This window comes from Geodermatophilus sp. SYSU D00705, from assembly GCF_054050135.1.
This window is the reverse complement of the sequence record NZ_JBJGYT010000007.1, coordinates 80227-97148: the sequence shown is the minus strand read 5'-3', so window position 1 is coordinate 97148 and position 16922 is coordinate 80227. Positions and strand designations below refer to the sequence as shown.

Annotated in this window: 20 protein-coding genes; 9 read left to right on the top strand and 11 right to left on the bottom strand. The window is 74.6% G+C overall.

Annotated features, from left to right (window positions below; genetic code table 11):
* Positions 1–35: 35 nt before the first annotated feature.
* Positions 36–383 (bottom strand): metallopeptidase family protein, encoded by a 348-nt coding sequence (locus ACI78Q_RS07965; RefSeq protein WP_456922794.1) that lies wholly within the window; start codon positions 381–383, stop codon positions 36–38.
* Complete coding sequence (locus tag ACI78Q_RS07960; RefSeq protein ID WP_456922793.1) at positions 380–1810, bottom strand: GuaB1 family IMP dehydrogenase-related protein; 1431 nt, start codon at positions 1808–1810, stop codon at positions 380–382. Before ACI78Q_RS07960 ends, ACI78Q_RS07965 begins: the two co-directional genes overlap by 4 nt.
* A gap of 136 nt (positions 1811–1946) precedes the next feature.
* On the opposite strand from ACI78Q_RS07960, the gene serS reads away from it, so the two are divergent.
* Genes serS through ACI78Q_RS07945 form a run of 3 tightly spaced genes read left to right on the top strand, consistent with a single transcriptional unit; the run spans position 1947 to position 4943 of the window.
* Positions 1947–3239 (top strand): serine--tRNA ligase, encoded by a 1293-nt coding sequence (gene serS, locus ACI78Q_RS07955; protein ID WP_456922792.1) that lies wholly within the window; start codon positions 1947–1949, stop codon positions 3237–3239.
* The gene (locus ACI78Q_RS07950) at positions 3236–4147 is read left to right on the top strand and encodes an HAD family hydrolase (RefSeq protein ID WP_456922791.1); all 912 of its coding nucleotides are present in this window, start codon (positions 3236–3238) and stop codon (positions 4145–4147) included. Before serS ends, ACI78Q_RS07950 begins: the two co-directional genes overlap by 4 nt.
* On the top strand, positions 4140–4943 hold the full coding sequence (locus ACI78Q_RS07945; RefSeq protein WP_456922790.1) for a Cof-type HAD-IIB family hydrolase: 804 nt from the start codon (positions 4140–4142) through the stop codon (positions 4941–4943). Before ACI78Q_RS07950 ends, ACI78Q_RS07945 begins: the two co-directional genes overlap by 8 nt.
* A gap of 103 nt (positions 4944–5046) precedes the next feature.
* Here ACI78Q_RS07945 and ACI78Q_RS07940 read toward each other — a convergent pair whose 3' ends face one another.
* Together ACI78Q_RS07940 and ACI78Q_RS07935 are read right to left on the bottom strand one after the other, a co-directional pair.
* The gene (locus ACI78Q_RS07940) at positions 5047–5331 is read right to left on the bottom strand and encodes a hypothetical protein (protein WP_456922789.1); all 285 of its coding nucleotides are present in this window, start codon (positions 5329–5331) and stop codon (positions 5047–5049) included.
* Between the two features lie 137 nt (positions 5332–5468).
* The gene (locus tag ACI78Q_RS07935) at positions 5469–6032 is read right to left on the bottom strand and encodes a bacterial proteasome activator family protein (RefSeq protein WP_456922787.1); all 564 of its coding nucleotides are present in this window, start codon (positions 6030–6032) and stop codon (positions 5469–5471) included.
* A 90-nt stretch (positions 6033–6122) separates the two neighbouring features.
* Here ACI78Q_RS07935 and ACI78Q_RS07930 point away from each other — a divergent pair, with 90 nt between their 5' ends.
* The 4 genes from ACI78Q_RS07930 (at position 6123) to ACI78Q_RS07915 (ending at position 8785) form a co-directional block, all read left to right on the top strand.
* Positions 6123–7346, top strand: coding sequence for a cysteine desulfurase-like protein (locus ACI78Q_RS07930; protein ID WP_456922786.1), 1224 nt, complete (start codon positions 6123–6125; stop codon positions 7344–7346).
* A 169-nt stretch (positions 7347–7515) separates the two neighbouring features.
* Positions 7516–7644, top strand: a complete 129-nt coding sequence (locus ACI78Q_RS07925) for a hypothetical protein (RefSeq protein ID WP_456922785.1) — start codon at positions 7516–7518, stop codon at positions 7642–7644.
* A complete protein-coding gene (locus ACI78Q_RS07920) occupies positions 7644–8168 on the top strand; it encodes a sigma-70 family RNA polymerase sigma factor (RefSeq protein WP_456922784.1) in 525 nt (174 codons plus the stop codon). The genes ACI78Q_RS07925 and ACI78Q_RS07920 overlap by 1 nt, the downstream gene beginning before the upstream one ends.
* Entirely contained in the window at positions 8165–8785 is a 621-nt protein-coding gene (locus tag ACI78Q_RS07915) for a zf-HC2 domain-containing protein (RefSeq protein ID WP_456922783.1), read from the top strand. Before ACI78Q_RS07920 ends, ACI78Q_RS07915 begins: the two co-directional genes overlap by 4 nt.
* A gap of 16 nt (positions 8786–8801) precedes the next feature.
* On the opposite strand, the gene ACI78Q_RS07910 is transcribed toward ACI78Q_RS07915, so the two are convergent.
* The 5 genes from ACI78Q_RS07910 to folP all read right to left on the bottom strand — a co-directional run bounded on the left by ACI78Q_RS07910 (position 8802) and on the right by folP (position 13588).
* The gene (locus ACI78Q_RS07910) at positions 8802–9791 is read right to left on the bottom strand and encodes an NAD(P)H-quinone oxidoreductase (RefSeq protein ID WP_456922781.1); all 990 of its coding nucleotides are present in this window, start codon (positions 9789–9791) and stop codon (positions 8802–8804) included.
* A 274-nt stretch (positions 9792–10065) separates the two neighbouring features.
* Positions 10066–11664, bottom strand: coding sequence for a 4-coumarate--CoA ligase family protein (locus ACI78Q_RS07905; protein ID WP_456922780.1), 1599 nt, complete (start codon positions 11662–11664; stop codon positions 10066–10068).
* 80 nt (positions 11665–11744) lie between these two features.
* Positions 11745–12170, bottom strand: coding sequence for a PaaI family thioesterase (locus ACI78Q_RS07900; RefSeq protein ID WP_456922779.1), 426 nt, complete (start codon positions 12168–12170; stop codon positions 11745–11747).
* A gap of 109 nt (positions 12171–12279) precedes the next feature.
* On the bottom strand, positions 12280–12660 hold the full coding sequence (locus ACI78Q_RS07895) for a VOC family protein (RefSeq protein WP_456922778.1): 381 nt from the start codon (positions 12658–12660) through the stop codon (positions 12280–12282).
* A gap of 67 nt (positions 12661–12727) precedes the next feature.
* Positions 12728–13588 (bottom strand): dihydropteroate synthase, encoded by an 861-nt coding sequence (gene folP, locus ACI78Q_RS07890; protein WP_456922777.1) that lies wholly within the window; start codon positions 13586–13588, stop codon positions 12728–12730.
* Positions 13589–13661: 73 nt separating this feature from the next.
* Between folP and ACI78Q_RS07885 the strand changes: the two genes are divergently transcribed.
* Positions 13662–14123 (top strand): MaoC family dehydratase, encoded by a 462-nt coding sequence (locus tag ACI78Q_RS07885; protein ID WP_456922776.1) that lies wholly within the window; start codon positions 13662–13664, stop codon positions 14121–14123.
* Positions 14124–14139: 16 nt separating this feature from the next.
* On the opposite strand, the gene ACI78Q_RS07880 is transcribed toward ACI78Q_RS07885, so the two are convergent.
* Complete coding sequence (locus ACI78Q_RS07880) at positions 14140–15396, bottom strand: serine hydrolase domain-containing protein (RefSeq protein ID WP_456922775.1); 1257 nt, start codon at positions 15394–15396, stop codon at positions 14140–14142.
* A gap of 118 nt (positions 15397–15514) precedes the next feature.
* Positions 15515–15799: an HU family DNA-binding protein gene (locus tag ACI78Q_RS07875; RefSeq protein ID WP_089336247.1), complete on the bottom strand. Its 285-nt coding sequence runs from the start codon at positions 15797–15799 to the stop codon at positions 15515–15517.
* 183 nt (positions 15800–15982) lie between these two features.
* Between ACI78Q_RS07875 and ACI78Q_RS07870 the strand changes: the two genes are divergently transcribed.
* On the top strand, positions 15983–16906 hold the full coding sequence (locus tag ACI78Q_RS07870; RefSeq protein WP_456922774.1) for an aldo/keto reductase: 924 nt from the start codon (positions 15983–15985) through the stop codon (positions 16904–16906).
* Positions 16907–16922 lie beyond the last annotated feature (16 nt).

Below are 16922 nucleotides of genomic sequence, written 5' to 3'. Positions count from 1 at the left end.
CGTTACGCGGGGCGCCGATCGTCGAGCCGCACCCGTCAGCCCCACCCGAGCTCGTGCAGCCGCTCGTCGTCGATGCCGAAGTGGTGCGCGATCTCGTGGACGACGGTGATCGTGACCTCCTCGACGACCTCCTCGGCGGTCGAGCAGATGTCGCAGATGGCCTCGCGGTAGATCATGATCCGGTCCGGCAGCGCGCCGCCGTACTGCCAGCCCCGCTCGGTCAGGGCGTAGCCGTCGTAGAGCCCGAGCAGCTCGGGCTCCTCCTCGTTGCGGTCCTCGACCAGGACGACGACGTTGTCCAGCAGCGCCATGAGCTCGGCCGGCACCTGGTCGAGGGCGTCGGCGACCAGCTCCTCGAAGACGGGGAGCGGCAGCGCCTTCACCAGCTGGTGGGCAGCGGCCGGCCCTCCTCGTAGCCGGCCGCGCTCTGCACCCCCACGACCGCCCGCTCGTGGAACTGGTCCACCGTGCGGGCGCCGGCGTAGGTGAACGACGACCGCACCCCGGCCACGATCTGGTCGATGAGGTCCTCGACACCGGGACGGGCCGGGTCGAGGTACATCCGCGAGGAGCTGATGCCCTCCTCGAACAGGCCGGCCCGGGCCCGCTCGAACCCGCTCTGCGCCGACGTCCGGGCCTTGACCGCGCGGGCCGAGGCCATGCCGAAGGACTCCTTGTACTGGCGGCCGTTGCCGTCGTCGTGGACGTCGCCGGCCGACTCGTAGGTGCCGGCGAACCAGGAGCCGACCATCACGTTCGCCGCGCCGGCGGCCAGCGCCAGCGCGACGTCGCGCGGGTGGCGCACGCCGCCGTCGGCCCACACGTGCTTGCCCAGGGCACGGGCCGCCGCGGCGCACTCCTCGACGGCGGAGAACTGCGGCCGGCCGACGCCGGTCATCATCCGCGTGGTGCACATCGCGCCGGGGCCGACGCCGACCTTGACGACGTCCGCGCCGGCCTCGATGAGGTCGCGAGTGCCCTCGGCGGTGACCACGTTGCCGGCCACGACCGGCGTCGCGCCGGCCACGGACCGCACCGCGCGGACCGCCTCGACCGCCTTCTCCTGGTGCCCGTGCGCGGTGTCGACGACGAGCACGTCGACGCCGGAGGCCAGCAGCGCGCCGGCCTTGCCCGCGACGTCGCCGTTGATGCCGACGGCGGCCGAGGTGAGCAGCTGCCCGTCCCCGTTGACCGCGGGGAGGTAGAGCGCCGAGCGCAGCGCGCCCTTGCGGGTGATGATCCCGACCAGCCGGTCGCCCTCCACGACGGGCGCGGCGTTGACCCGCTCGTCGGACAGGACGTCGAAGATCTTGGGCAGGTCGGTGCCGGCCGGGACGGTGAGCGGCTCGGTCATGACCTGCGCGAGCTGGGTGAAGCGGTCCACGTCCTGGCAGGCGCCGTCGGTGACGATCCCGACCGGGTGGCCGCCGGACACCACCACGACCACGCCGTGCGCGCGCTTGTGCATGAGCGACAGCGCCTCGGCGACCGTGGACGACGGGTCGAGCGTGATCGGGGTGTCGTAGACCGGGTGCCGGGCCTTCACCCACGACACGACCTCGCCGACGACGTCCACCGGGATGTCCTGGGGGAGCACGGCCAGCCCGCCGCGGCGGGCCACGGTCTCGGCCATGCGGCGGCCGGAGATCGCGGTCATGTTCGCGACCACGACGGGGATGGTCGTACCCACCCGGTCGGGCGTGGTCAGGTCGACCTCGAGCCGGGAGCCCACGGTGGAGTGGTTGGGCACCATGAACACGTCGGCGTAGGTCAGGTCGGTCGCCGGACGGGTGCCACCCAGGAAGCGCATGGGTCCAGTGTCCCAGGCTGCACGACCGCCGCCGGTGAGGTCGCCGATCCGGCCCGCCTGGAGCCCGGCGACCGTGCGACAGCGGCGATCTCGCCGGGCGGGGCGGCACGGCGGGGTGCGTCCGTACGATCGGTGTGTGATCGACCTGCGGCTCGTGCGTGAGCACCCCGACCTCGTCAAGGCCAGCCAGCGAGCCCGCGGGGCCGACGAGTCCCGGGTCGACGACCTGATCGCTGCCGACACCGCCCGCCGGGAGGCGGTCAAGCGCGCCGACGACCTGCGCGCCGAGCAGAAGGCCGCCTCGCAGGCGGTGAAGAAGGCCTCCCCGGAGGAGCGGCCCGCCGTCCTGGAGCGGGCCAAGGCACTGGCCGCCCAGGTGAAGGAGGCCGAGGAGGCGCTGCGTGCCGCGGACGCCGCCCTGCGCGAGGCGCACCTGCGGATCCCCAACGTCGTCCACGACGAGGTGCCGCCCGGCGGTGAGGACGACGCGGTGACGATGCGCACCGTCGGCGAGGTGCCCTCCTACGACTTCCCGGTGCGCGACCACCTGGAGATCGGCGAGGCGCTCGGCGCGATCGACATGGAGCGCGGGGCGAAGGTCTCCGGCGCCCGCTTCTACTTCCTCACCGGCCCCGGCGCGCTGCTCGAGTTCGCCCTCGCCCAGCTGGCCATCAGCCGGGCCGTCGCCGCCGGGTTCACCCCCGTCGTCGCCCCGGCGCTGGTGCGGCCCGAGGCCATGGAGGGCACCGGCTTCCTCGGTGAGCACGACGAGGAGGTCTACCGCGTCGAGCGCGACGACCTGTACCTGGTCGGCACCTCCGAGGTCGCGCTGGCCGGCATGCACCAGAACGAGGTGCTGGACCTGGCGGCCGGCCCCCGCCGCTACGCCGGCTGGTCGTCCTGCTTCCGCCGCGAGGCCGGCTCCTACGGCAAGGACACCCGCGGCATCATCCGCGTGCACTGGTTCGACAAGGTCGAGATGTTCAGCTTCTGCCGGCCCGAGGAGGCCGCCGAGGAGCACCTGCGGCTGCTGGCCTGGGAGGAGGAGTTCCTCCAGCTGCTGGAGCTGCCGTACCGGGTGGTCGACATCGCCGCCGGTGACCTGGGCACCAGTGCCGCCCGCAAGTACGACATCGAGGCGTGGTTCCCCAGTCAGGGCACCTACCGCGAGCTGACCAGCACCTCGGACTGCACCACCTTCCAGGCCCGCCGGCTGGCCATCCGGTACCGCGACGCCGACGGGAAGAACCAGCCGGCGGCCACGCTCAACGGCACGCTGTGCGCCATCGCCCGCACCATCGCCTGCCTGCTCGAGGTGCACCAGCGCGCCGACGGCTCGGTGTACGTCCCGGCGGCGCTGCGCCCGTGGCTGGGCGGCCACGAGGTCCTCGCCCCCGGCATGACGCTGGCGGCGCCGGTGCCCGCATGAGCGACGCCGCGCCCCGGGCCGTGCTCTCCGGGCACGTGCCCTCCCCGCACTCCGACCGTGTGGTCGAGCCCGGCGACCTGGGCGACTGGCGTCCCAAGCTGGTGGCCAGCGACCTCGACGGCACCCTGCTGCGCTCCGACGGCGAGGTCAGCGCCCGCACGCGGGCGGCGCTGGAGGCCTGCTGGGACGCCGGGATCCCGGTCGTGGGCGTGACCGGCCGCGGCCCGCGGCTGCTCGACAGCGTCCGCGGGGCGATGGACGGGCGCGGCATCGCCGTCCTGGCCCAGGGCGGCTTCGTCGTCGACCTGGAGCGCGACGAGGTGCTGCGCACCGTGGGGCTGCCCCGCGACCGGGCGATGGCGGTCATCGAGCGGATCGAGGCGGTGGCCGGTGAGCTCGTCGTCGCCGTCGAGGACGCCGCCGAGCAGGCCGAGGTGCACAGCGCGCTGCGCGTCCAGCACGGCTTCGACTGGCCCTACCCGGAGCCGGCCCACCTGCTGCCGCGGGCCCAGGTGCTGCCGCAGGGTGCGGTGCTCAAGGTGTTCCTCCGGTCGCCCTCCCTCGGCCAGGACGAGCTGCTGGCCCGCGCCCGGCGGGTCGTCGACCCGGCGGAGGCCGAGCTGACCCACGCCGGGCTCGGCTTCATCGAGGTCCTGCCGGTCGGCGTCACCAAGGCGTCCGGGTTGGCCATCGCGCTGGAGCGCTACGGCGTCGGGTTCGGTGACGTCCTGGTCTTCGGTGACATGCCCAACGACCTGCCGATGCTGGAGGCGGTGCGGGTCGCCGGCGGGCGGGCGGTCGCCGTCGCCAACGCGCACCCCGACGTCCTCGCCGCCACCCCGCTGCGCACCAGCGGGCACGACGCGGACGGCGTCGCCCGATACCTGGAGGCTGTGCTCGGTGTCTGACTGGAAGCCGAGACTGATCGCCAGCGACATGGACGGCACGCTCCTGCACCGGGACGACACGGTCAGCGAGGCGACCGTCGCCGAGCTGGAGCGCTGGCGGGCCGACGGCGTCCCGGTGGTGCTGGCCACCGGCCGGCCGCCGCGCTGGATGACCCGCATCCGCGACGTCCTGGGGCACGGCACCGCCGTCTGCTGCAACGGCGCGGTGCTGCTGGACCTCGAGAGCTTCGAGATCCTCGACGAGGACCACCTCGAGCCCGAGGTGCTGCAGGAGGTCACCGCCGAGCTGCGCCGCCAGCAGCCGGACACCTGGTTCGCCGTCGAGTACGGCCTGGAGTTCCGGCACGAGCCGGTGTACCAGCCGCGCTGGGACGTCGACGCCCCCGGTGTCTCCGTCGCCCCGCTGGAGGAGCTGGTCGCCGTGCCCGTGGCCAAGCTGCTGGCCCGCCACGAGGCACTGCCGCGCGACGAGTTCGTCGCCCTGGTCGAGGCCGCGGTGGACGGCCGGGCCACGGTCACCAACTCCTCCAGCGACGCGCTGGCCGAGATCTCCGCGCTCGGCGTCACCAAGGCCAGCGGCCTGGCGAAGGTCGCCGCCCAGCACGGCGTCGGCCCGGAGGACGTCGTCGTCTTCGGTGACATGCCCAACGACATCGCCGCGTTCGACTGGGTGCGGGAGGCCGGTGGCCGGGCCGTGGCGATGGCCCACGCGCACCCCGACCTGCTCGCCGCGGCCACCGACGTGACCGGCACCAACGACGACGACGGGGTGGCCGCCTTCCTCGCCGCGCTGTAGCCGCCGGCCGGGCCGACCGGCGTCGGCGGCTCCCGCGCCTGACCGCGGACCCGCGGCGGCGCCGTCCCCACCCCCGCGGGGGACGGCGCCGCCGCGTCCGGGCTCAGGTGAGGGCGTTGTAGGCGATCACGAAGGCGACGATCGACGCGACGACCGCCAGGGCGCCGAGGACGACCCCGGCCGTCGCCAGCCCGGTCGGTGCCCCGTTCCGCGCGGACTGCCGGCGGCCGACCGAGCCCAGGACGACGCCCAGGACGCCCAGGACCAGGCCCAGGATCGGGATCAGCCAGGACAGGACGAGGCCGGCCAGCCCGGTCACGAAGCCGCCGATGCCGAGACCGCTCTGCGTCCCGCCGCGTGTGGCCGGCGAGTGCTGCTCTGTGGTCACCGTTCCTCCGTTCCCGCAGGCCGGACTCTCCGGCCGGGGTGGGCAGGGTCGGCGGCCACGGCGGGGGTGAAACGACCGGAGCGGGCCGTTCACCCGGTCAGGGGAACGGCCCACTCCGCAGCGTGACGCGGCGGGTGCTACAGGTACTGGCCGCCGCCGGGACGGAAGTCCGGCTGCTGCGGCGGCACGCCCTGCTGGCCGCCGGGCAGCGCGCGCCGGCGCATCTCCTCCAGCTGGGCGCGGGCGGCCATCTGCTGGGCGAACAGCGCGGTCTGGATGCCGTGGAACACGCCCTCCAGCCAGCCGACCAGCTGCGCCTGCGCGATCCGCAGCTCGGCGTCCGAGGGCGTCTCGTCCTCCGCGAAGGGCAGCGTGATCCGCTCCAACTCGTCGCGCAGCTCCGGCGCCAGGCCCTGCTCCAGCTCGCGGATCGACGAGGCGTGGATGTCGCGCAGCCGCTGCCGGCTGGCCTCGTCCAGCGGCGCGGCGCGGACCTCCTCGAGCAGCTGCTTGATCATGGTGCCGATCCGCATGACCTTCGCCGGCTGCTCGACCATGTCGCCGATGGTGGCCTCGCCGTCGGCACGGTCGGCGCCGTCGTCCTGGCCCTGCGGCATGGGCATCGTGCCGACCGGCCGGCCGTCGGGGCCGACGACGACGACCTGTTGTGGGCGTTCACTCCCGTTTCCCGGTGCGGTCATGTCCCCATCCTCCCCTGATCGGCTGGATGCCCGCCGAGGACCCGGACGGCCCGCCGGGAGCCGGGCGCGCAGCGTCTAGGGTCGAAGACCATGGGACCGGGGGAGGGACACCTGGACGTCGCGCGCGTCCGCGGCCTGTTCCCGGGCCTCTCCGACGGCTTCGTCCACGCCGACGGGCCGGCCGGCGCGCTGCTGCCGGAGAGCGTCGTGCTCGCCGTCGCGCAGGCCATGCGGGTCCCGGTGGCCGACCGCGGCGGGGTGTTCCCGGCGTCGGCCCGCGCGGAGGGGCTGGTCGCCAGCGCCCGCGCCGCGGTGGCCGACCTCGTCGGCGGGGTCTCCTCCGGTGTCGTCCTGGGTGCGAACATGACGGCGCTGACCTACACGATGGCCCGCACGCTGGCCCGGACGTGGCGACCCGGCGACGAGATCGTGGTGAGCCGGCTGGACCACGACGCCAACATCCGCCCCTGGGTGCAACTCGCCGAGCAGTCCGGCGTCACGGTCCGGTGGGCCGAGGTGGACATCGAGACCGGTGAGCTGCCGGACTGGCAGTACGACGAGCTGCTGACCAGCCGCACCCGGCTGGTCAGCCTCACCGCCGCCAGCAGCGCCCTGGGCACCTGCCCGGACGTCGCCGCGATCGCGCAGCGGGCGCACGCGGTGGGCGCGCTGGTCTACGTCGACGGGGTGCACGCCGCCCCGCACACCCTGCTCGACGTCACGGCGCTCGGCGCGGACTTCCTCACGGTCGCGGCGGACAAGTGGTGCGGCCCGCACGTCGGCGCCGTCGTCGCCGACCCGGCGCTGCTCGCCGAACTCCACCCGGAGAAGCTCGCGCCCGTCCCCGACCGGGTGCCGGACCGGTTCGAGAGCGGGACGCCGCCGTTCGAGCTGCTGGCCGGGGTGACCGCCGCCGTCGAGCACCTGGCCGGGCTCAGCGACCGGGCGACCGGCTCCCGCCGCGAACGGCTGCGGACGTCGATGGCCGCCGTCGCCGAGTACGAGGCCGGCCTGTTCGCCTGGCTCGACCAGGCGCTGCGCGCGATGCGGCACGTGCAGGTCCTCGGCTCGGCGGCCCGCACCACGCCGACGCTGTCGTTCACCGTCGCCGGCATGCGTCCGCGCCAGGTCGCCGTGGAGCTCGCCCGCCGCGGGATCTGCGCCTGGGACGGCGACTTCTACGCCCGCGAGCTCTTCGACGCACTCGGCGTGAACGAGGAGGGCGGCGCGGTGCAGCTGGGCCTCATGCACTACAACACCGCCGACGAGGTCGGTCACCTCGTCGACTCGGTCGCCGCCCTCCGTCCGCGCTGAACCCTTCCCGGCCGGGAGCCGTACTGCGGGGTGTGGCCCCTGCCGCGGGGACCACCCGGCGGAGGGGATCCCATGCGGAGCACGGCCGTCCCGCCCACCAGCTCGCGAGCACCGCCGTACCGGCCGCGCTGCCCGCATACTGATCCGCCCCGTTCCGGAGGAGTGTGCGATGAGCCCGTCCCGCCCGGCCGCGCCCCGGCCCGGCGTGCGGGTGCAGCGCGCCGGCGCGGTCGCCGTCGTCCGGCCGCGCGGAGGCCTGGATGCCGGGGCTCCACCCCGCGAGGTGCCGGCCGGCTGATGGGCGCGCGGAGCGGCGACACCGGGGAGCGCACCCTGCGCGCGCTCTACGACGCGCACGCCGCCGCCCTTCTCGCCTACGCCGTTCGGCTGTGCGACGGCGACCGCTCCCGCGCCGAGGACGTCGTCCAGGAGACCCTCGTCCGCGCGTGGCGGCACCTCGACGACCTGGACCCCGATGCGGCGCCCGTCCGCCCGTGGCTGTTCACCGTCGCCCACCGCCTGGCCATCGACGCCCACCGGGCCCGGCGGGCGCGGCCGCCCGAGGTGGCCGACACTGGCCTGGCGGCCGTGCCCGCACTCGACGAGCTCGGCCCGGCGCTGGACCGGATCGTCGTCACCGATGCGCTCAGGGCGCTGTCGGCCGAGCACCGGGCGGTCCTCGTCGAGACCTACTACCGGGGGCGCACGGTGAGGGAGGCCGCCGCCGTGCTCGGCGTCCCGCCCGGCACGGTGAAGTCCCGCTGCTACTACGCCCTGCGCGCGCTCAAGCTCGCCCTGGCCGAGAGAGGGATGACGACGTGACCTGCCGTGCCGTGGTGCCCGACCTCGGCGCCCTCCTGCTCGGGGCGTTCGAGCCGGCGGACCGACGGCGGGTCGAGGCGCACCTGGACGACTGCGCCGACTGCCGGGCGGAGCTGGCCGAGCTGGCGGCGCTGCCGGAACTGCTCGCGCTGGTGGACCCCGCGGACCTCGAGGCGCCGCACGTCACGCCCTCGCCGGACCTCTTCGCGCGGGTGTCGGCCGCGGCCCGGCGGCCCTCCCGGGCCCGCCGGCTGCTGCTGGTGGCGGCCGCGCTGGTGCTCGTCGCCGGAGGCGCGGCGGCCGGGATGGCGGCGTGGTCCGGCAGCGGTGCGACCACGGCGGTGGCGTCCGAGGGTGCGGTGCGCATGGCCGTGACCGCGTCGACAGGGGGCGGCGGCACGGTGGTGGACGTCGCGGTCGCCGGGCTCCCCCAGGAGGCCTGGTGCCGGCTGGTGGTCGTGGACCGCGACGGCCGCCACCACGCGGCGGGGGAGTGGGCGGTCGACTACGAGGGCGGCGGCATCTGGCGGGGCTGGGCGGACGTCGACGCGGGCGCCGTCACCGCCGTCCTCGTGGTCGACGAGGACGGCGCGGCCCTCGTGCGGGCGCCGCTGTAGGGGCGCCCGCACCCGCTCACTCGTTGACCAGCAGCACCTTGCCGACGTGCTCGCTGGCGTCGACCACCCGGTGCGCCTCGGCGGCCCGCGCCATCGGCAGCCGGCGGTCGATGATCGGCCGCACGACGCCGCGCTCGACGTCCGGCCACACGTCGTGCCGCACCGCGGCGACGATCTCGGCCTTGCCTCCCGGGCCCGTCGCCGGGCGCGCCCGCAGCGTCGTGGCGTGGATCGCGGCGCGCTTGCGCATCAGCCCGCCGAGGTCGAGCTCGGCCTTCGTCCCGCCCTGCATGCCGATGCAGACCAGCCGCCCGCCGGTGGCCAGCGCGTCGACGTTCCGGGCCAGGTACTTGGCGCCCATGTTGTCGAGGACGACGTCGACGCCCGCGCCGTCGGTCTCCTCCCGCACGCACGCCACGAAGTCCTCGTCGCGGTAGTTGATCAGCACGTCGGCGCCGAGCTCGCGGCAGACGTCGAGCTTGGCCGCGGTGCCGGCGGTGGTGAACACCCGCGCGCCGGCGCGGGCGGCCAGCTGGATGGCCATCGTCCCGATCCCGCTCGAGCCGCCGTGCACGAGGAAGTCGTCGCCGCGGGTCAGCCGGGCGAGCATGAAGACGTTGGACCACACCGTGCAGACCACCTCGGGCAGCGCCGCGGCCGTGGCAAGCTCGACGCCGGCCGGGCGGGGGAGCAGCTGCCCGGCGGGGACGGCGACCCGCTCGGCGTAGCCGCCGCCGGACAGCAGCGCGCACACCTCGTCGCCGACCGACCAGCCGGTGACGCCCTCACCGATCTCGCTGACGATCCCGCTGCACTCCAGGCCGAGGACCTCGCTGGCACCCGGGGGCGGTGGGTAGTTGCCGGCGCGCTGCAGCAGGTCGGCCCGGTTGACCGCGGTGGCGACGACGTCGACGAGCACCTCGCCGGGCTTGAGCTCGGGGTCGGGGACCTCGCCCCACTCCAGCACCTCGGGTCCACCGGGTCCGCTCAGAGTCACCGCGCGCATGGCCCCGACCCTAGAAGGACCCCGTCCTGCCCACCGCTCGCAGGCTCGCGGCGGGTCCCGGGACGGGGCCACGGGCGGTGGGCTGACCCCGTCCTGCCCACCGCTCGCAGGCTCGCGGCGGGTCCCGGGACGGGGCCACGGGCGGTGGGCTGACCCCGTCCTGCCCATCGCTCGCAGGCTCGCGGCGGGTCCCGGGACGGGGCCACGGGCGCACCGCTGAACCCGCTCCGGGCGCACCGGCCTCGTGGCCGCCGGCGCGCCCGGAGCGGTCCGCTCAGCGGGCGGCCCTGAGCTCCTTGCGCAGGATCTTGCCGGCCGAGGACTTCGGCACCTGCTCGATGAACTCCACGAGCCGCACCTTCTTGTGCGGCGCCACCTTCTCGGCCATGTACTCCATGACCGCCTCCGGCGTCAGCGCCGAGCCGGCGGCCCGGACGACGAACGCCTTGGGCAGCTCCTCGCCGCTGTCGGCGTCCTTGACCCCGATGACGGCGGCGTCGGCGATCTCCGGGTGGCCGAGCAGCACGGCCTCGAGCTCGGCCGGGGCCACCTGGTAGCCCTTGTACTTGATCAGCTCCTTGACGCGGTCGACGACGGTGTAGACGCCGTTCTCGTCGACCACCGCGACGTCGCCGGTGTGCAGCCACCCCTCGGCGTCCAGGGTCTCGGCGGTGGCCTGCGGGTTGTTCAGGTAGCCCTTCATGACCTGCGGGCCGCGCACCCACAGCTCCCCGCGCTCGCCCGGGCCGACGTCCTCGCCGGTGGCCGGGTCGACCAGGCGGCACTCGGTGTTCGGCACCGACACCCCGACCGAGCCCTTCGGCACCGGGCCGGTGAAGCCGGGCGGCTCCATCCCGGCGTCGGGGGTGCTGTGCGAGACCGGCGACAGCTCGGTCATCCCGTAGCCCTGCGCGATCGTGACCCCCTCCGGGGCGCCCTTGCGCAGCCGCTGCTCGGCGGCCAGCGCCAGCCCCTCGTCCAGCGGCGCGGCACCGGAGGTGATGGTGCGCAGGGAGGAGAGGTCGTACTGGTCGACCAGCGGGTGCTTGGCCAGCGCGAGCACGATCGGCGGCGCCACGAACGCCCGCGTGATCTTCTGGTCCTGGATGACCCGGAGGAACTCCTCGAGGTCGAAACGGGGCAGCGTCACCACCGTGCCGGCGACCAGGCCCTGGTTCATCAGCACGGTCAGGCCGTAGATGTGGAAGAACGGCAGGACGGCGATGATCCGCTCGTCGCCGTCGTGCGCGTTCATGATCGGCCGCATCTGCAGCACGTTGGCCACGAGGTTGCGGTGCGTGAGCATGACGCCCTTGGGCAGCCCGGTCGTGCCGCTGGAGTAGGGCAGTGTCACCAGGTCGTTCGCCGGGTCGATGTCCACCTGCACCGACGGGGCGTCGCTGCTGAGCAGGTCCACCAGGGAGGCGTGCCCCTCGGCGCCGTCCATGACGACCACCTCCTCGACCGGCGCCTGCTGCACGGCGGCCTTCGCGCGGTCGAGGAACGGCGAGACGGTGATGAGCACCTTCGCCCCGGAGTCGCGCAGCTGGAAGGCGATCTCGTCGGGCGTGTAGAGGGAGTTGATCGGCGACATCACGCAGCCGGCCGCGGCGATCCCGTGGAAGACCACCGGGTACCAGGGCGTGTTCGGGCAGAACACCGCGACCACGTCGCCCTTGCGCAGGCCCCGGGCGTGCAGCGCGGCCGCGACGCGGTCGACGTAGGCGGCGAGCTGGCCGTGGGTGATCGTGTCGCCGCTGAGCCCGTCGACGAGCGCAGGGGCCTCGGGCCGCGCCCCGCCGGCGGTCAGGACGTACGCGGGGACCGACAGGTCCGGGATCTCGACGTCGGGATACGGGCTGGCCAGCGCCACGGGGACTCCTCTTCTCGGCGGGTGTGGCGTCAGTCTCACATCCGGCGTGGCCTGCGCCACAGAGGGGACACCCGCCCGGGTCACCGCGGCCAGAGCACCGACTGGGTGCAGCGGAACAGCGCGATCGTCTTCCCCGAGCCCGCCGCGGTCACCACGGCGTCCCACACCTGCGTCGTCCGCCCGGCGTGGGCGTTGGTGGCCACCGTGGTGATCCGGCCCTCCCGGACGGTGCCCAGGAAGTTGGTCTTCAGCTCGATCGTGGTGAACCCCGAGGAGCCCTCGGGCAGCAGCGCGCGGGTGGCCAGTCCGCAGGAGGTGTCGGCCAGCCCCACCACCGTGGCCGCGTGCAGGTAGCCGTTCGGGGCCAGCAGCTCCGGCCGCACGTCGAGGGCCGCCTCCAGCCGTCCGGGCTCGTGCGCGGTGATCGTCAGGCCCAGCAGGCCGGGGAGGGTGCCCGGCAGCAGGGCGTTGAGCTCGTCGGCGGTGTGGAACCCGGTGGCGGCCATGGCGCGGAACCTATCGACCGCCACCGTCGCCCCGCCGGGCGCACGTGTCGGAACCGATGCGCACGTCAGGAGGCCCCGGACGTGCGCATCGGTTCCTGTGCCGCGCGGCTCAGCCGGCGGTCTCCCACAGGCCGATGACGTTGCCCTCCGGGTCGCGCACGTACGCGGCGAAGCCCATGTCGCCCACCGGCATCTTCGGCGTCACCGTGGACCCGCCGAGCTCGCCGATCCGCTCCAGGGCGACGTCGATGCTCTCCACGTCGACGACGATGACCGGCGCGGTCGAGGGACCGCCTTCGCGGGCCATCATCCCGCCGTTGATGAAGCCCGGCTCGGTCGGTCCCTGGTCACCGCTGGGGCCGGACATGACCAGTGTGTAGGCCATCTCCGGCATCTCCTGGACCTGCCAGCCGAACGCCTCCTTGTAGAACCCGCGCGCACGGTCCCCGTCGTCGAAGGGGAGCTCGAAGTGCACGACCCTGCCGCTCATGCCGCCACCTCCTGGGCCGATCGGTGCGGCGCAGGCTAGACCCGCCGGGCGCGCGCCACCAGGGGCATCACGCGAGGCCGCGAGTGGTGCGCAGCGGTTCCCGGTCGCCGCGGATGGCCGCGACCATGTCCAGCGTCTGCCGGGTCGCGGCGACGTCGTGCGCCCGGAAGACCGTCGCGCCGAGCCAGGCGCTCACCGTGGTCGCCGCGAGGGTGCCGGTCAGCCGCTCCTCCAGGGGGACGTCGAGGGACTCGCCGACGAAGTCCTTGTTGGACAGCGCCACCAGCACCGGCCACCCGGTGGCGACCAGCTCGTCCAGCCGCCGGGTGGCCTCCAGCGAGTGGCGGGTGTTCTTGCCGAAGTCGTGCCCGGGGTCGACCAGCACCCGCTCCCGGTCCACGCCCGCGGCGACGGCGGCCTCGGCCAGCGCCGTCGTCCGGGCCACCACGTCGGCCACCACGTCGTCGTAGGTGACCCGGTGCGGCCGGGTGCGCGGTGGCAGGCCGCCGGCGTGGGTGCAGACCAGCCCCGCACCCGCCTCGGCGGCGACGGCCGCCAGCTCCGGGTCGACCCCGCCCCACGCGTCGTTGACGACGTCGGCGCCGGCTGCCAGGGCCTCCCGCGCCACCTCCGCGCGCCACGTGTCGATCGAGATCGGCAGCGCCGGGTGGGCCGCGCGGATGGCGGCGACCAGGTCGACGGTGCGCCGGATCTCCTCGGCGGCGTCCACGTCCTCACCGGGGGCGGCCTTCACCCCGCCGACGTCCACCATGTCCGCGCCCTCGGCGACCACCCGGTCCACCCGCTCGACGGCGGCGGCCAGTTCGTAGGTGGCGCCGCGGTCGTAGAACGAGTCCGGCGTGCGGTTGACGATCGCCATGACGACCAGCCGCCCGGGTGGCACGTCGAGGGCTCCCAGACGCAGCAAGCCTTCCTCCGTCCGCGGTCCGTCTGTGGTGGAGTCAGCCAACCAGACGACCGCACGGCGGGAGGACGACGGGATGGCAGCGACGACGGCGCACGGCGTCGAGGGCGTGCAGGGCCTGGTCGGGCAGCACCTCGGCCACAGCGACTGGGTCGAGATCACCCAGGAGCGGGTGGACCTGTTCGCCGAGGCCACCGGCGACCACCAGTGGATCCACGTCGACCCCGAGCGGGCCCGCCGGGAGAGCCCCTTCGGCGGCCCGATCGCGCACGGCTACCTGACGCTGTCGCTGCTGCCCTCCCTGACGCCGCAGATCGTCGAGTTCACCGGCTTCCGCATGGCCGTCAACTACGGCACGGAGAAGGTGCGCTTCCCCGCGCCGGTGCCGGTGGGCAGCCGGGTGCGGGCCGGTGCGGTGCTCGACTCGGCCACCCCGGTCGACGGCGGCGTCCAGCTGGCGCTGACCGTGACCATGGAGGTCGAGGGCGGCACCAAGCCGGCGATGGTCGCCACCACCCTCTCCCGCCGCTACACGTGAACCGGGTGGGGCGCCGTCAGTCGACCAGGGCCTGGTTGACCAGGGCGCGGAGGAAGTTGCGGATCGGCAGCGTGCTCGAGGGCAGCAGCTGGGTGTAGAAGCCCACCGTCACGTCCTCGACCGGGTCCACGTAGAACGCGGTGGACGCCGCCCCGCCCCAGCTGTAGTCGCCGGCGCTGGCCACCACGCCGTAGCGGGCGGGGTCGATGACCATCGAGAACCCCAGCCCGAAACCCACCCCGCGCAGCGGCGTCTCGGCGAACAGCGGCCGGCCGAAGGACTCCAGGTCGGCGTTCCCCGGCAGGTGGTTGCGGGTCATGTGCGCGATCGTGCGCGGGCCGAGCAGGCGGCCGCCGTCGTGGGCGCCACCGCGGCGGAGCAGCTCGATGAAGCGCAGGTAGTCACCGGCGGTGGAGACCAGCCCGCCGCCACCGGAGAGGAACGCCGGCTTGTGCAGCGCCGCCGCGCCCATCGTGTCGAGCGGGGCGTACGTCGTCGGCACGCCGCCGGGCTGCCCCGGGACGGCGGTGTAGAGGCGGGCCAGGGACTCGGGGTCGTCGCCCTCGCGCAGCCCGAAGGAGGTGTCCCGCATGCCGAGCGGGGCGAAGATGCGCTGCTCGAAGAACTCGTCCAGCGGCTGGCCGGAGAGCACCTCGACCAGCCGGCCGAGGACGTCGGTGGAGACCCCGTAGTTCCACTCCGAGCCCGGCTGGAAGACCAGGGGGATGGCCGCCCACTGCCGGCAGACCTCCGCGCAGTCCGCGCCGGCCGGGGTGCCCCACTCGTGGCCGGCGGCCCGGTACATCGCGTCGACGGGGTGGGCGTGGTGGAACCCGTAGGTCAGACCGGAGGTGTGGGTGAGCAGGTGCCAGACGCGGATCGGCTCGGTCTGCGGGGCGGTCACCGGCTTCAGTGCCGAGCCGGCCACGTACACGCGGGTCTCGGCGAACTCGGGCAGCCACCGCGCGATGGGGTCGGAGAGCTCGAAGGCGCCCTCCTCGTACAGCATCATCGCGGCCACGGAGGTGATCGGCTTGGTCATCGAGTAGATGCGCCAGCGGGTGTCGGTCTCGACCGGCAGCCCGGCCTCGACGTCCCGGGAGCCGTACCGGCCCACGTGCACCAGACGGCCGTGGCGGGCCACCGTCACGAGGAAGCCGGGGAGCCGGCCCTCGTCCACCCAGCGGGCCAGCCGCCGGTCGATGCGGGCCAGGCGGCCGGGGTCGAAGCCCACCTCGGCCGGGTCGGTGTCCACCTGCAGCTCCGTCGTCACGTGCCCTCCGTTCGTCGGCGCACCCGCCGTCGGGCGGCGCCCGCCCCGCATCCTGACCCACGACGCTGTGAGTCAGCCCACACGGGTGCGGCCGCCGGCCCCGACGGGCCGGGGTGGATCAGACGGGGACGTTGCTCGCAGCCTTCTTCAGGTTCGAGCCGGCGGTGACCTTGACGGTGTTGGCCGCGGGGATGTCGATGGACTCGCCGGTCTGCGGGTTGCGGCCGGTGCGCGCCGAACGCTGGGTGCGCTCGACGGTCAGCAGGCCGGAGACGGCGACCTTCTCACCGCGGGTGATGGCGTCGACGAGCTCGTCCTGGAGCCCGGCGAGCACCGAGTCGACGGTCGAGGCGGGCACGTCGGCCCGCTTGGCGATGGCGGAGACGAGTTCGGCCTTGTTCACGATCTTCCTCTCGAGAGTGGCTGGGGTGGTCCGCCCGCGGCAGTCCGCCGAGGTCGGACCGGTGGCACGCTGCCATGCCGTACTGACGATCCGCCACCGAGGGGGGTGGGACGGGTCCCTCACGCCCCATCGGTCCCACCCGATCGAGCGGCGTGCGCGGCCCTGCGCACCTAGCGTGGGGGCATGCCGCAGATCCCCGGGACCGACCTGCACGTCAGCGACCTGTGCCTGGGCGGCAACGTCTTCGGCTGGACGGCGGACGAGCCGACGTCCTTCGCGCTGCTGGACCGCTTCGCCGACGCGACGCCGTCCACGCAGGCCCCGTTCGTGGACACCGCGGAGTCCTACGGCAAGGGACGGTCGGAGGAGATCCTCGGCGCCTGGATGGCGGCGCGCGGCGCGCGGGACCGGGTCGTCGTGGCGACGAAGGCCTCGCCACTGGAGAAGGAGCACCCGCTGTCCGCGGCGGCGATCCGCACGGCGGCCGAGGGGTCGCTGCGCCGGCTGCAGACCGACCGGATCGACCTCTACTACGCGCACTACGACGACGAGACGACGCCGCTGGAGGAGACGCTGCAGGCGTTCGACGAGCTGGTGCAGGCCGGCAAGGTCCGCCACGCCGCGGCGTCGAACTACTCGGCGGCGCGGCTGACCGAGGCGCTGGACACCTCGGCGCGGCTCGGCCTGACCGGTTACGTGGCGCTGCAGCCGCACTACAACCTCATGGAGCGGCCGGCCTACGAGGCGGAGCTGCGCGACGTCGTCGAGGAGCGCGGGCTCGGCGTGCTGCCGTACTTCGCCCTGGCCAGGGGTTTCCTGACCGGCAAGTACCGGGCGGGGGAGCAGGTCGACTCGCCGCGGGCGAAGGGCGCGGCGGCGTACGTGGGGGAGCGGGGCGACCGCGTGCTGGCCGCGCTGCAGGAGGTGGCGCAGGCCCACGGGGTCAGCGGTGCGGCGGTGGCGCTGCGCTGGCTCGCCGACCAGCCCACCGTGGTGGCGCCGATCGCCAGCGGCCGGTCGGTGGACCAGCTCGCCGACCTGCTGCCCATGCAGGACCTCGTGCTCACCGACGACCAGCGGAGGCTGCTCACCGACGCGTCGTCCTGAGCGGGGTGCCCGGGTG

What these genes read in the sequence shown, in the direction of transcription:
- ACI78Q_RS07960 (WP_456922793.1), bottom strand. Translation starts at nt 1,810, where the DNA reads ATGCGCTTCCTGGGTGGCACCCGTCCGGCGACCGACCTGACCTACGCC.
- ACI78Q_RS07950 (WP_456922791.1), top strand. Translation starts at nt 3,236, where the DNA reads ATGAGCGACGCCGCGCCCCGGGCCGTGCTCTCCGGGCACGTGCCCTCC.
- ACI78Q_RS07935 (WP_456922787.1), bottom strand. Translation starts at nt 6,032, where the DNA reads ATGACCGCACCGGGAAACGGGAGTGAACGCCCACAACAGGTCGTCGTC.
- ACI78Q_RS07930 (WP_456922786.1), top strand. Translation starts at nt 6,123, where the DNA reads ATGGGACCGGGGGAGGGACACCTGGACGTCGCGCGCGTCCGCGGCCTG.
- ACI78Q_RS07925 (WP_456922785.1), top strand. Translation starts at nt 7,516, where the DNA reads ATGAGCCCGTCCCGCCCGGCCGCGCCCCGGCCCGGCGTGCGGGTGCAG.
- ACI78Q_RS07920 (WP_456922784.1), top strand. Translation starts at nt 7,644, where the DNA reads ATGGGCGCGCGGAGCGGCGACACCGGGGAGCGCACCCTGCGCGCGCTC.
- ACI78Q_RS07910 (WP_456922781.1), bottom strand. Translation starts at nt 9,791, where the DNA reads ATGCGCGCGGTGACTCTGAGCGGACCCGGTGGACCCGAGGTGCTGGAG.
- ACI78Q_RS07900 (WP_456922779.1), bottom strand. Translation starts at nt 12,170, where the DNA reads ATGGCCGCCACCGGGTTCCACACCGCCGACGAGCTCAACGCCCTGCTG.
- ACI78Q_RS07895 (WP_456922778.1), bottom strand. Translation starts at nt 12,660, where the DNA reads ATGAGCGGCAGGGTCGTGCACTTCGAGCTCCCCTTCGACGACGGGGAC.
- ACI78Q_RS07885 (WP_456922776.1), top strand. Translation starts at nt 13,662, where the DNA reads ATGGCAGCGACGACGGCGCACGGCGTCGAGGGCGTGCAGGGCCTGGTC.
- ACI78Q_RS07870 (WP_456922774.1), top strand. Translation starts at nt 15,983, where the DNA reads ATGCCGCAGATCCCCGGGACCGACCTGCACGTCAGCGACCTGTGCCTG.